This is a genomic window from Sphingobium sp. ba1, from assembly GCF_000743655.1.
GTDB lineage: Bacteria > Pseudomonadota > Alphaproteobacteria > Sphingomonadales > Sphingomonadaceae > Sphingobium.
Genome location: NZ_JPPQ01000069.1, coordinates 148,105 through 161,318 on the forward strand (window position 1 = coordinate 148,105; position 13,214 = coordinate 161,318).

The 13,214-nt window shown below is 64.9% G+C and carries 11 protein-coding genes; 8 read left to right on the plus strand and 3 right to left on the minus strand.

Going from position 1 to position 13,214, the window contains the following annotated elements; translation table 11 throughout:
- Nucleotides 1-76: 76 nt before the first annotated feature.
- Complete coding sequence (locus IL54_RS03760) at nt 77-556, plus strand: hypothetical protein (RefSeq protein ID WP_037473358.1); 480 nt, start codon at nt 77-79, stop codon at nt 554-556.
- Nucleotides 557-630: 74 nt separating this feature from the next.
- Here the strand turns inward: IL54_RS03760 and IL54_RS03765 are convergent, their stop codons facing one another.
- Nucleotides 631-1,815 carry a hypothetical protein gene (locus IL54_RS03765; protein ID WP_037473360.1) on the minus strand — a complete coding sequence of 395 codons (1,185 nt, stop codon included), beginning with the start codon at nt 1,813-1,815 and terminating at the stop codon, nt 631-633.
- Between the two features lie 155 nt (nt 1,816-1,970).
- On the opposite strand from IL54_RS03765, the gene yczR reads away from it, so the two are divergent.
- On the plus strand, nt 1,971-3,434 hold the full coding sequence (gene yczR, locus IL54_RS03770) for a MocR-like transcription factor YczR (RefSeq protein WP_037473361.1): 1,464 nt from the start codon (nt 1,971-1,973) through the stop codon (nt 3,432-3,434).
- An 89-nt stretch (nt 3,435-3,523) separates the two neighbouring features.
- Here yczR and ppa read toward each other — a convergent pair whose 3' ends face one another.
- Together ppa and IL54_RS03780 are read right to left on the minus strand one after the other, a co-directional pair.
- Entirely contained in the window at nt 3,524-4,063 is a 540-nt protein-coding gene (gene ppa / locus IL54_RS03775; protein WP_037473364.1) for an inorganic diphosphatase, read from the minus strand.
- Between the two features lie 37 nt (nt 4,064-4,100).
- Nucleotides 4,101-6,032, minus strand: coding sequence for a M61 family metallopeptidase (locus IL54_RS03780; protein ID WP_037477758.1), 1,932 nt, complete (start codon nt 6,030-6,032; stop codon nt 4,101-4,103).
- 143 nt (nt 6,033-6,175) lie between these two features.
- Between IL54_RS03780 and hisS the strand changes: the two genes are divergently transcribed.
- From hisS to IL54_RS03810, 6 genes are all read left to right on the plus strand, one after another.
- Entirely contained in the window at nt 6,176-7,501 is a 1,326-nt protein-coding gene (gene hisS / locus IL54_RS03785) for a histidine--tRNA ligase (protein WP_037473366.1), read from the plus strand.
- A gap of 133 nt (nt 7,502-7,634) precedes the next feature.
- Nucleotides 7,635-8,726: a peptide chain release factor 1 gene (gene prfA / locus IL54_RS03790; RefSeq protein ID WP_037473367.1), complete on the plus strand. Its 1,092-nt coding sequence runs from the start codon at nt 7,635-7,637 to the stop codon at nt 8,724-8,726.
- Nucleotides 8,723-9,538, plus strand: a complete 816-nt coding sequence (gene prmC, locus IL54_RS03795; protein ID WP_037473369.1) for a peptide chain release factor N(5)-glutamine methyltransferase — start codon at nt 8,723-8,725, stop codon at nt 9,536-9,538. Before prfA ends, prmC begins: the two co-directional genes overlap by 4 nt.
- 299 nt (nt 9,539-9,837) lie before the next feature.
- The gene (locus IL54_RS03800; protein ID WP_037473370.1) at nt 9,838-10,812 is read left to right on the plus strand and encodes a DUF4167 domain-containing protein; all 975 of its coding nucleotides are present in this window, start codon (nt 9,838-9,840) and stop codon (nt 10,810-10,812) included.
- Between the two features lie 133 nt (nt 10,813-10,945).
- Nucleotides 10,946-12,349, plus strand: a complete 1,404-nt coding sequence (locus tag IL54_RS03805) for a DUF4139 domain-containing protein (RefSeq protein WP_037473371.1) — start codon at nt 10,946-10,948, stop codon at nt 12,347-12,349.
- 9 nt (nt 12,350-12,358) lie between these two features.
- Nucleotides 12,359-13,214: DUF4139 domain-containing protein (locus IL54_RS03810; protein ID WP_443210289.1), on the plus strand; the 856-nt coding region annotated here is incomplete at its 3' end.

Below are 13,214 nucleotides of genomic sequence, written 5' to 3' on the forward strand. Positions count from 1 at the left end.
ATAGGGAAAGGCGGGCTGAAACTAAAGCGAAACATGGCCCCTTCCCCCCACCAGCCTGCCGGTCTATCCCGTCTCCATGGTCCGAACCCTTGCCCTCCTCCTGATGCTCGCCGCCTGCTCCGACAGCCGCGAGGTGCTGGACGAATTGCCCAACAGTTCGCTCGCCGATGCGCCGCGCTCGGAGGTCTCCGAAACCCGCATGGATACGCCATCCGCCCGGCCCGTGACGATCGGCGAAGACGGACCTCGGCTCGACGCCTGCGGTGGCCTGGGCCAGGTGAGCCGCAGCGGGGCAGGGGGACTTCCCCTGCTTGCCGCGCCGTTCGCCGATGCCAAGGTGATCGCGCAACTGCCCGAAGGCCAGCGCGCCTATATCTGCACCCGCAGCCTCGACCAGAAATGGCTTGGCGTCGTCGTGCAGCCGACACCGGCGCAAGAGGGCGAACCGGCGGGCGATTGCGGCGTGTCGTCGCCCGTGGACCGCAAACAACCCTATGACGGCCCCTGCGTCAGCGGCTGGCTCGCCAGCCCTTATATGCGGCTGATCGGCGGGTAAAAGGCCGGGGCTTCACCAACCTCCGTTCGCTTCGAGCGAAGTCGAGAAGCGCTACGCACCGCCTTCTGTCTCATTCACTCGACTCCGGTAAACACCAGCTTCTGCACCCGCCGCCCTGTATTCACCTCGGTTGTATAGATGTTGCCTTCGCTGTCGGTATCGATGCTGTGCAGCCAGGTGAACTGTCCCGCCTGCCGCCCGATCCGCCCGACCGCCCCCAGCACTTCATGCGTCTTGCGCAGCAAGATCCACACCCGCCCGTTCATCATGTCGGCGACATAGAGATAGGTCTGCTCCGGGTCGGGCGAGAAGGCGATGTCGGTCACCGTATGCGTGCCCCCGGTTTCCGGCGCGATGGCGAGATCGCGCACGAAAGTCAGCGCCCCGTCCTTGCCGCGCTTGAACAATTGCGCCCGGTTATTGTTGCGGTCGCACACATAGACATGCCCATCCTTCGTCGGCACCACGCAATGCACGATGTCGCCGAAGATATCGGCTTTGGGATTGGCCACCTTGCTGGGATCGACCGCATGGCTCTGGTCGAACGTGCCTTGGCGGGTCGGCGCGATCGGCGGCTTGCCATAGGCGCCCCAGCGCCCCTTATAGCCATTGGTCTTCGCATCGAAGCCGATCACCCGGCGGTTCACATAGCCGTCCGACACCAGCACCATGCCATCGACCTGATGCACGTCGGACGGATTGCCCAGCCGGTCGGTCGAATCATTGCCCTTGGTCTCGCCCCGCTTGCCAAAGGCGCGCAAGAATGTGCCGTCCGCGCTGTAGTTCAGCACGACATGATCGTCCTTGCCATTGCCGCCGAACCAGACCGTATTAGCCTGATCGACGAATATGCCATGCAGGCTGGCGGGCCACTGGCTGACACCATCGACGCTTGGCGCGCTCGCCGCGCCACCCCAGCCGCCCATATAGCTGCCATCCTTGCCGAACCGCACGACCGGCGGCGCAGGCTTGCAGCAGACCGCGATCGGCGTCGTCTGCGCCAATCCCGTGTCCGTGCCGGTCAGCGAATGGGGCCGATGCACGACCCAGACCATATCGTCTGGCCCTACCGCCACGCCGCTTACCTGCCCCAGCAACAGGTCGTCCGGCATCATCGGCCAGGCGGCATCCACCTTGAAGCGCGGCATCTTAGTGCCAGCCGGTGCAATCTGCTCGAACGCCAGCGGCGACAGGGTAGGCGGTGAGGGCGCGGCGGCACCCAACATCAGAAGAAGGGCGCAAGCAAGGACGGGGCGCATGGGATCAGGCTCCTGGGATCAACGGGTTGGCGGGATCATGCCCATCTGATCCGGCAGGTCAACGGCGCAGGCAGGTTCGCAGCAACTGGCCTTTCCCATCAGGGCCATTGCGCGGTAAATGGCATGGCATTGCTCCCCAAATGGAACGCTAGGCCATGTCCACTTCGCATCTTCGCCCGCCCTCCCTGCTGCGCCTGCTCGGCGCATGGCGCGCGCTCGATAGCGCCCAGCCTGCCTATCGCCAGCTCGCGCAGGCCTTGCGGATGCTGGTGCTGGACGGCCGGATCGGCCTCAACGTCCGTTTGCCCGGTGAGCGGGAACTGGCCGCTGCGCTGGGCCTCAGCCGCACCACCATCGCCGCCGCCTTCGATCGGCTGCGTGACGAGGGCTATCTCGAAAGCCGCCAGGGGTCAGGCAGTGTCACGCGCCTGCCGCCCGGCGACACGCCCGCACCACCTGTTGACGACGGCATCGCCAGCGGCGGCAACCTCCTGAACTGGACCCATGCCGCGCTCCCCGCCGCGCCCGGCGTGGCGCGCGCCTATGCCGCCGCGCTCGACGCGCTGCCCGCGCATCTGGGCGATCTTGGCTATGATCCGCTCGGCCTTCCCGTGCTGCGCCGCGCGATCGCCGCCGATTATGAAAGGCGCGGTTGCCCGACCAGCCCGGACCAGATCATCGTCACCAACGGCGCGCAGCAAGGCTTTTCGCTGCTGCTCCACTGGCTCGCGGGGCCCGGCGACCGGGTCGTGATCGATCATCCGACCTATCATAACGCGATCCAGGCGTTGCAGCGCGCCCATGTCGTGCCCGTGCCCGTGGGCCTGCCGACCCAGGGCTGGGATATTGATGCGATGGATGCGGCCTTTCGCCAGACGGCCCCGCGCTTTGCCTATATCATCTCCGATTTCCACAACCCCACCGGGCGCAGCATGGACCCGGCTACCCGCCGCGCGCTCGTCGCCGTCGCCGCGCGCAGCCACACGCCGCTGGTGATTGACGAGACGATGGCAGCGATGGGCCTCGATTTCGCGGCCCCGCCGCCGGTCGCGCTGCATGATCCGTCCGGGCGGCAGGTCATCACCATGGGTTCGGCCAGCAAAATCTATTGGGGAGGCCTGCGCACCGGCTGGATTCGCGCCGACCCGCAGACGATCGCCGCGCTCGCCCGCCTGCGCACGACGACCGACATGGCCAGCCCCGTCCTCGAACAGCTCGCCGTCGCGCATCTGTTGGATGCGGGGGAGGGGCTTGGCACCCGCGCCGCGATGCTGCGCGACCGGCGCGACCATCTGCTTGGCCTGATCGACCAGCATCTGCCCCATTGGCGCGTCGAAGCCCCCGCTGGCGGCCTGTCGCTTTGGGCGCAACTGCCCCGTGCAGAAGCCACAGCGCTCGCCGCGCTGGCCGAAAATCTGGGCGTGCGCGTCGCACCGGGGCCGCGCTTTGGCGTCAGCGGCGCGTTCGAACGCTTCCTGCGCTTGCCCTTCACCTTGTCCGAAGAGCAACTCGCCACCGGCGTCGAACGCCTCGCCGAAGCCGACGCCCGCCTCCACGCCCGCCTCCCCAGAAGCCGCGATTCGCTCGCGCTCGCGCTGGAAGCAGACCGATTGATTTGAGGGGGCTCGACGCTGCCGCTTGTCTGCCACCAAAAAAGGCCGCGCAGGTCACCCCGCGCGGCCTCTTAATTCGCTCAAACCTGAACGCCTCAGCCTGCCTTCGCCGCCTGATAGCGGGCGATGGCTTCCAGCGTGATCTGCTTGGCGTCTTCCGCGCCGCCCCAGGTACCGATGCGGACCCACTTGGTCTTTTCCAAGTCCTTATAGTGGGTGAAGAAATGCTCGATCTGCTCCATCACGATGCCGGGCAGGTCGTCCTTCTCGCTGATGTCGGCATAATAAGGGAAGGTCTTGTTGTCGGGGACGCACACCAGCTTTTCATCGCCGCCAGCTTCGTCTTCCAGGTTCAACACCGCAATCGGGCGCGCACGCACGACCGAACCGGGGACGAAGGGCGAGCGCGCGATGACGAGCGCGTCGAGCGGATCGCCATCGGGCGACAAGGTGTGCGGCACGAAGCCATAATTGGCGGGGTAGCGCATCGGCGTATGCAAAATGCGGTCCACGAACAGCGCGCCTGACGCCTTGTCGAATTCATATTTCACCGGCTCGCCGCCGACCGGCACTTCGATGATGACGTTCAGGCTGTTTGGCGGATCGTCGCCCACCGGGATCAGTTCGATATTCATGGAAACGCCTTTTGCTACGATGATGCGCTACGGGTGATTATGTTCTCGGCTTGAGCAGTCGGTCGAGACTGCCTTCACCCTCTCCTGTCTTTTCGAGGCGCGGATAGCGCAGCCCGCCCGAATAATCGAGTGACAATGTGCGGTAATATTTATCCTGCTTTAGGATGATCTGGATCGGCTGCTTGGCCTTGATTGCCGCCTTCCACACGTCGCCGGAAAATTCGTCGCCATTGACCGCCACGATCTTGGCACCGACCACCAGCCCGGCCTTGAACGCTGCGCTGTCCCAGATGACGGCGCTGATATCGCCGTCATTCTTGACGATCGCGCCCAGGCCAAAGCTCTGGTCGACCATCTTGTTCGCGCCCTCGGCCGCCTTGGTGATGGCGTTCGGTTCGTCGCCATAGACCAGCTTATAGCCGCCCAGGATGAAGCCGCCCTTGGGCGTTTCCTTGGTCGGGCTGTCGACATAGGTGCGGAAGAAACCGGCCCAATCATAGGGCGCGATGCCGTTGAGCGTGTCGATCACCTCCTGGCGATTATAGACGAGCTGACCCCAATCGCCCGGCTTCACGCCGAAAAAGGCCTTGGCGAAATCGTCCAGCCCCTTGGTGCCGCGCGTCGCCTTCGAAATGATCGCATCGGCTTCCAGCCAGATCATCAGCCCTTCATTATAATAATCCTCCGACCGCTGCCAACTGGCCCAGCCCTTGGGCCGCCGCGCGGAGATGATCGGGTCATGGGTGGTATCTTCCATCGGCCGCCACTGCCGACCGACATTGGTATCGAGCTTCGCCGCGATCTGAGCATAGGCGTCCAGCGTTTCCTGCTTGGTGAACATCCCCGACCGGGCACCCAGCACATAGCCCCAAAATTGCGTCTGCCCTTCATAGACCCACAGCAGATTATCCTGCATCGGCGTGCGGAAATCCGGCGTCCACAGCAAATCTGGGCGGCGGAACTTGCCGTCCCAGCTATGGGTGAATTCATGCGGCAACAGGTTGCGGTCCAGCAGCGCCTCGCCCGACTCCCATTTCTTGAAATAGCCCGGCTCGACCTGATTTTCCGAGGAGCGATGATGCTCCAGGCCAATGCCGCCCATTTCGTCGGTCAGCGCCAGCAGGAAATCATAATGGTCGAAATGATAGCTGCCGAACAGCGCGCCCGCTTCATCGACCAGCTTCTTATGCTTGGCCATCTGTTCGGGTTTGTATTCCAGCTCATCGGCATCGTCGGCGACGATGTTGAGCGTCACATTCTTGCCCAGGTCCACCGCATTGAAATAGCGGCCCGCAAAGACCGGCGAATCCTGCAACGCTTCATAATCAATCGTCTCATAGGCGACGCGGTTGCCGCTCTTGGTGCCGCGCAGCGCGGTCGCCGCCTGCCAGCCCGCCGGATAGGTGACGGTCGCCTGCACCGGGATCTGCCGCGTATAATAGCCCGCCGGGTAGAGCGAGACGCTTTCCCATTGGATGTTCAGCATCTTGGGCGTGATGACGACGCGGCCCTGATTGGGCTGGGTCGCGGACAGGAACTGGAATTGCGCCACGACTTCGCGCGCGCCCTGCGGCACGTCGATGACAAAGCCAAAGACGTTGAGCGGATCGCGCTTCCACGCCACCGGCTGGCCATTGGCAGTGATGGTGAGGCCCGTCAGCTTCTCAATCTGCCCGCGCGGCGCGTGATTGCCGGGCAACCAGGCAGGCATCAACAGCGTCATCGGACCGCTGGCCGCAACGGGAATCGTTTCCTTCACGCGAAAAATGCGCTGGGTCGTGTCGCTCGCATCGACCTCCAGCTTGATGGTGCCACCGGGATAGGGCACGTCTTTTGGGGCAGGGGTCGCGTCATTGACGGGCAGGGCGGTCGGCTTGGACCGGATCGCCTCTTGCGCGAAAAGGGGGCTGACAATCGCGGTCGAAAGGCCCGTTGTCAGGAAAAGGGCGGCAGCAAGGCTGCGGATCATGAACATCTCCGAAAATGCAGTTTGGGCCGGACGGCCCTCATGCCCGCACAATGGCGTCGCTACGCGGGCGCGTCCACCCCTTGATGCAGGCGCGCAAAAAGCGCGTTTCCTTGGGGGCCAATTGCGGTTAAAGGCCCATCCCCATGGCTAAAATCGAAACGCCGCGTCCGGTACGCGGCACGCAGGACATGCTGGGCGGCACCACGGAAGCGTTCCAGGAACGCTTTGCGCATGTGGTCGCGACCTTCGACCGGGTGCGCAAACTCTACGGCTTTCAACGTGTCGAAGTGCCGGTGTTCGAATCCACCGCCGTTTTCGCCCGGTCGCTCGGCGAAAGCACCGACGTCGTGTCGAAGGAAATGTACACGTTCGAGGATCGCGGCGGCGACAGCATCACCCTGCGCCCCGAATTTACCGCCGGGATCAGCCGCGCCTATATCACCGAGGGCTGGCAGCAATATGCGCCGCTCAAGGTGGCAACCCATGGCCCGCTATTCCGCTACGAACGCCCGCAAAAGGGCCGTTTCCGCCAGTTCCACCAGCTCGACGCCGAAATCATCGGCGCGGCCGAGCCGGGCGCGGACGTGGAACTGCTCGTCATGGCCGACCAGTTGCTCAAGGAATTGGGCATCGATGACGGCGTGACGCTGACGCTCAACACGCTGGGCGATGCCGCCAGCCGCGACGCCTGGCGCGCCGCGCTGATCGCCCATTTCGAGGCGCATCGCGGGGAGTTGTCGGAAGACAGCGTCGATCGCCTGCAGCGCAACCCGCTCCGCATCCTCGACAGCAAAGACCCGCGCGACCGCCCGGTCGCCGACAGCGCACCCGATATCGACGCCTATCTGACCGACGAAGCCCGCAACTTCTTCGACAAGGTGACGAGCGGCCTGGATGCCGCTGGCGTAGCCTGGGAACGCAACGCGCGCCTCGTGCGCGGCCTCGATTATTATCGCCACACCGCGTTCGAATTCGTCACCGATCGGCTGGGCGCGCAAGGCACCGTGCTGGGCGGCGGCCGCTATGACGGCCTGATCGAAAATCTGGGTGGTCCCGCCACGCCAGCCGTCGGCTGGGCGGCGGGGATCGAACGGCTGGCGATGCTGGTGGACGCGCCGGAAATTAGCGTTCCAGACGTGACTGTCGTTCCGGAACGATCAGATCTTGAAGAAGAGGCAATTAGAATTGCAGCGGCCTTGCGTCGCAACGGCCAACGGATTGAAATCGCATTTCGCGGGAATGCGAAGCGTAGGATCGAACTGGCTAAAAAATCTGGTTCGCAGGCCATCCTCTTTGTTCGCGATGCAAACCGGAATCGGGATAGCCTGAAACTTACACATATCTCCAAAGACAATGATCAAGCCACTCAGCTTCTGTTATTGATTTTGCGGTCACTGCCATCCGAATATTCACAATTGTCAGGTGAAGATGACTTAGAAGCCAAGAAGCTTTTGGGTCACGCTGACTAATGCATACCTCGCCTAAATGCGCCTCCCTCACCCCGTTCGCCCTGAGCTTGTCGAAGGGCCATTCTTCTTCTGCCTGCAAGAATAGACGGGGCTTCGGCAAGCTCAGCCCGAACGGATTTAGGGGCAACACTTAATGCACATCTCGCCTGAACGCATCGCGCAGATCGAGGCGCGCCGGGATGAGGTGCAGGCGTCGATGACGCGCGCCGACCTTGCCCCCGATGCGTTCGTGCGCCTGTCGAAGGAATATGCCGAGATTGAGCCGGTCGCCCGCGCCGCGCATGAAGTGCGCCGCCTGCGGCAGGAATTGGCCGCGCTCGATTATATGGCGGGCGGGGTCGACGCCGATGCCGACCCGTTGATGCGCGAAATGGCGCAGGAGGAAATGCAGCTCCTCAAAAGCCAGCTCCCCCAGGCCGAACGCGCGCTGGCGCTGCAACTGCTGCCCCGCGATTCCGCCGATGCCCGCCCCGCCATGCTGGAAATCCGCGCCGGCACCGGCGGCGACGAAGCCGCGCTGTTCGCCGGTGACCTCTTCCGCATGTATCAGCGCTATGCCGATACGCAGGGCTGGAAGATGGAGCAGATGACGGCGAATGCGTCGGAAGCGGGCGGTTTCAAGGAAATCGTCGCCTCCATCACCGGCACCGGCGTCTTCGCGAAACTGAAGTTCGAAAGCGGCGTCCATCGCGTCCAGCGCGTCCCCGTCACGGAAAGCGGCGGGCGCATCCACACCAGCGCCGCGACCGTCGCCGTCCTCCCCGAACCGGAGGAAGTCGATGTCCAGATCGCCGATGGCGACCTCAAGATCGACATTTACCGCGCGTCGGGCGCAGGCGGCCAGCACGTCAACACCACCGACTCCGCCGTCCGCATCACCCATTTGCCCAGCGGCCTTGTGGTGATCCAGCAGGACGAACGCTCGCAGCACAAGAATAAGGCCAAGGCGATGCAGGTGCTACGCGCCCGCCTCTACGAAGCCGAACGCCAACGCACCCAGAGCGAACAGGCCGGCGCGCGCAAGGCGATGGTCGGGTCGGGCGACCGCTCCGAACGCATCCGCACCTATAATTTCCCGCAAGGCCGCGTCACCGATCACCGCATCAACCTGACGCTGCACCGCCTGCCCGAAATCCTCGAAGGACCGGGCCTCGCCGAAGTCATCGACGCGCTGATCGCCGAAGACGAAGCCGCGCGGCTGGCGCAGCTGGACGGAGTGGGGTGAGCATCGCGCCTGCGCTGCGCGAGGCTACGGCCCGTTTGAGCGCGACCAGCGACACCGCGCGGCTCGACGCGGAATTGCTGATGGCCCATGCGTTCGGCCTCTCGCGCCCCGACATGCTGCTGCGCCAGCGCGACCTGGCGGTCCCCGCCGCCTTCGCCGCCCTGCTCGACCGCCGCCTGAACGGCGAACCGATCGCCTATATCAGCGGCATGCGCGATTTCTGGACGATCAGCCTGACCGTCACGCCCGACGTGCTGATCCCGCGCCCCGACAGCGAGACGCTGGTGGAAGCGGCGGTCGCGCATTTCGCGGGACGCGCGCCTGCATCCGTTCTCGACCTTGGCACCGGCTCCGGCGCGCTCCTGCTCGCGGCCTTGAGCGAATGGCCGGACGCGCAGGGCCTGGGGATCGACGCCTCGCCCGGTGCGCTCGCCGTCGCGCAGGGTAACGCCGCGCGGCTGGGCCTGGCGACGCGCGCGCAATTCCGCCTCGGTGATTGGGGGCAGGGGGTGGACGGCCCGTTCGACCTCCTCCTCATCAACCCGCCCTATATCGCGCGCGACGCAGCGCTGGCGGGCGATGTGCTGCACGAACCGGGCAGCGCGCTGTTTGCGGGCAGCGATGGCCTCGATGATTATCGCCGCATCGTCCCCGACTTGCCGCGTCTGATCGCGCCGGGCGGCATGGCCGCGATCGAGATTGGCCATGACCAGCGCCTTGCCGTTACGGCGTTGCTGGAGGGTGTCGGCCTTGCCGTGCGCCCGCTGCGCGATCTGGCCGGGCTAGACCGCTGCCTGGTCGCCACCCGATGATTGATGATGATAAAGCCGAATTTGCTTGGTTTATCCCATGAAAGCCATTACATCGGGGTCAGGAACAGCACGCTCCGGCGACATGACCCTTTTCGGTCATTGATGGAAAAGCTGTTTTCTAGCTCCTTAAAGTCATGATGGCGCTGCTGCGCGGCACCTCTGGCATTGGACGGCATAGGCCAGATAATGGCCTATGTCCTGCGGAGCTATATCCGGCCCGATGAGCGGGTCGCGCTTGGGGATGGCGACGGAACAGTGTTTTCAGCCAAGGTTATGACAGCGAACACAAGGATCATATCTTGATCAACAACCGGCAGGCCGGTCGCCGCAATCGCGGCCGGAATAATAACGGACGTCCCAACACCAACAATCGGGGCGGGGGTGGCGACAGCGGCAACCGCATCGACAATCGCGCCCGCGGCAATGCGACCCAGCTTCTTGAAAAATACAAGAATATGGCGCGCGATGCCCAGATGTCGGGTGATCGGGTCAACGCCGAATATTATCTCCAATTCGCTGATCATTATTTCCGCGTCCTGGCCGACAATCGCGCCCGGCAGGAAGAACAGCAGCAGGGCCAGCCGCAGCGCCAACGTCGCCCGGACGAGAATTTCGACGAGGATGGCGATGATTTCGAGGGCGTCGCCGACGGCGTCGACGAATTCCGCACCGACAATTCGTCCTATGACCGCACCCCGCGCGAACAGCCCGGTTTTGATCGCGCCCCGCGTGAGCAGAATGACCGTAACGATCGCAATGACCGCAACGACCGTGCCCCGCGCGAGCAGGGCGACCGGCCCCAGCGCGACTATGCCGATCGCGGACAACGCGACCAGGGCGACCGTCCGCAACGCGACCAGGGCGACCGTCCGCAACGCGATCAGGCCGATCGCGCCCCCCGCGAATTTGGCGACCGCGCCCCGCGCGACCAGAATCGCCGCCAGGACGAACCGCGCGAGGATCGCAATGCCCGGCGTGACCGTCCACGGCGCGATCGCCCCGTCGCCGCCGAATCGCAGGCTCCGGTAGAGCAGGCCGCCCCCGCGCCGCAGCCCGTCGTTGAACAGGCACCCGCGCCGCAGCCCGAAGCCGAAGCGCCGCGTCCCCGCCGTGGTCGCCCGCGCAAGGTCGTGCCCGAAGCTGAACAGGCCAATGAAAGCCTCGACCAGGCCGTCTTGCCGCCCGCCATCGGTCGCGCCGACAATGACGGTGAAGCCGAAGCGCCCAAGAAGCGCACCCGCCGCACCCGTCCCGCGACGGAAGCGGCCGAATAAAGCCGCACGTCGGTTCTACCGGATAAAAAAGGGGATGGCGCAGCCGATGCGCCATCCCCTTTTTCATGCCCGCTTTCCAAGCCCGTCGCGATCCGGCACAAGGCACCGGCGTTCCGACCGGAGAGATGCCGCCATGCCCCGCTTGTTCCTGCTTGCGCCCCTGTTCGCTCTCCTGCCCGCCGCCGCGCTGGCGCAGGACGTGACCAACCCGACCGCCGCCTCGGCGCAGGGCGACGTGGCCGTCACCATCTACAACAACAATCTCGCGCTGGTGCAGGATGTGCGCCAGCTTGCCATCCCCGCCGGGGTCAGCCGCATCGAATTTCCCGATGTCTCGGCGCAAATCCGGCCTGAAACCCTGTCCTTCGCCGCCGATGGCGCATCGATCGTCGAACAGAATTTCGATTTCGACCTGCTGTCCCCAGGCAAGCTGATGGAAAAGGCGATCGGTCGCACCGTCACCATCGTCCGCACCAATCCCGCCACCGGCGCGGAACAGCGCGAACAGGCCAAGGTGTTGAGCGTCCAGGGCGGCGTGGTGCTGCAAATCGGCCAGCGGATCGAAATTTTGCGTGACGATGGCCTGCCGGTGCGCGTCATCTTCGACGAGGTGCCCGCCAATCTGCGCGCGCGCCCGACCCTGTCGGTGACGGTGGACAGCGCCCGCGCAGGCACCCGCGCGGCCTCGCTGCGCTATCTGACGCCGGGCCTTGGCTGGGCGGCGGATTATGTCGCGCTGTTCGATGCCAAGGCCGGGCGGATCGACGTGCAGGGCTGGGTCACGCTCACCAACACCAGCGGCACCAGCTATGACAATGCCCGCACGCTGCTGGTCGCGGGCAGCGTCGGCCAAAGCCAGGGCGGCTATCGCCCGCAACGTGCCGCCGCCCTTCGCCGCGCCGGAACCGAAACCGCGCCGCGCGAGCAATTGGGCGATTTCTACCTCTACCCCATCGCCGCCCGCACCCGCATCGCCGATCGCCAGACCAAGCAAGTGAGTTTCCTCGACGTGCAGGGCGTGCCCGCCCGCGCGGGCTATGCCTATCGCAACGGCTGGCTCGCCAGCAGCGAGGAACCGCAAAGCGTCCGCAGCGTCGTGCATTTCTCGACCGCGCGGGCAGGGGGCCTTGGCGACGCGCTGCCCGCGGGCACCGTGCGCTTCTATATGAAGGATGCCGGCGGCGCGCCGCAGTTCATCGGCGAAAACCAGGTCGATCATACGCCGATGGGTAGCGACCTGGCGCTCGCCACCGGCGACGCCTTCGACGTGAAGGTCAAGCCTGTCGTGGAACAGCGCGAACGTGTCTCGAACAGCAAATGGCGCAGCCATATGCGTTACGACCTCAGCAATGCGAAGGATCAGCCGGTCACGATCGAACTGACCCAGTCAGGCCTCGACTTCGCCTTTGACGATACCCGCATCGTCAGCGAAAGCCTGCCGTCCCAGCGGATCGACAGCAATAGCGCGCGCTGGCAGGTGACCGTGCCCGCCAATGGCACCACCAGCCTGACCGCCATTTTCGAAACCCGCTACTGACGCCCGCGCATGCGCCGCTGGCTGATCCTGCTGCTGCTCGTCATGACGGACGCGCCTGCGTCTGCGCAGACGCTGATCGTCTCGCCCGGTGCGCAATCCCGCTCGGTCACCGTCTATCGTGATCCCCAACGCGGCGAGGGGAGTATCAACGCCCGCTTCCCCACCGGCTTCGCGCTCGTCACCGAACAGCGGCGCATCACTCTTCCACCCGGCGATGCGACGATCCGCTTCGAGGGCGTGGCCGATGGCATGATCGCGGTCAGCGCGGCGGTGACCGGCCTGCCCGGCGGCGTCATCCAGAAAAATCGCGACGCCCGGCTGCTGTCGCCTGCCAGTCTGACGCTTGGCGCGCTGGGCAAGGCCGTGCATCTGCGCCGCACCGATCCCGCGACTGGTAAGGTGGTGGAGCAGGACGCGATCATCCGCTCCACGCCTGACCAGGCGCTCGTCATCGAAAGCGCGGACGGGGTGGAGGCGTTGCGCTGTTCGGGCCTGCCCGAAACGCTGATCCATGACACAGTCCCGTCCGACCTGTCCGTCACCCCCACCTTGTCGATCAACACGCAGAGCGATCGGGCGACGCAGGCCGATGTCACGCTCACCTATCTCACCACCGGATTCGATTGGGCCGCAGACTATGTTGCCCGAATCGCGCCGGACGGGCGCACGCTCGACCTGTTCGCCTGGCTGACGGTCGCCAACGGCAACAGCGTCGCCTTTCCCGACGCGCGCCTGCTGGCGATTGCGGGACGACTCAACCGCACATCGGATTATGACGCGCTCGGACGCGCGCCGGACGCGCCACCGCTTTACCTGAGTTGTTGGCCCGAACCGAGTTATGACGGGGAGGATGACGAGATGGCAT